Below are 347 nucleotides of genomic sequence, written 5' to 3'. Positions count from 1 at the left end.
AGCGGGCCCAGCACGCCGAAGCGGCCCGGCACGTCCGCGTCGAGGGTGACCACGACCGGGCCGGGGTCGCCGGGTGTGTCCAGCGGTGAGCCGGGCTCGGTCAGGTGCACGGTGCGCGCGGCGAGGGCGTCGGCGCCGACCTCCTCGGCGATCGCGGCGGCGACCACCCGGGTGACGGCCGCGACGACGGGGTCGGTGCCCGCCGCGTCGGCGACGACGAGGACGGTCTCGGCGAGCTCCCCGGACAGCGCCTCCGCGACCTGCACCGGGTCCGCGGAGTCCAGTGCGGTCAGCCGGGCCCCACCCGGGTCGGTGCCGGCGACGACGCGGGCCGCGGCGACCGCGTC

Annotated in this window: 1 pseudogene; it reads right to left on the bottom strand. The window is 79.8% G+C overall.

The window, feature by feature from the left end:
* Window positions 1-347: pseudogene (locus tag GTW08_RS19650) on the bottom strand (glucose-6-phosphate isomerase); the annotation flags it as partial.

This window comes from Pseudonocardia sp. SID8383 (assembly GCF_009864975.1).
Classification (GTDB): domain Bacteria; phylum Actinomycetota; class Actinomycetes; order Mycobacteriales; family Pseudonocardiaceae; genus Pseudonocardia; species Pseudonocardia alni.
The sequence above is the reverse complement of the archived record's forward strand: the minus strand, read 5'-3'. Positions and strand labels throughout refer to the sequence as shown.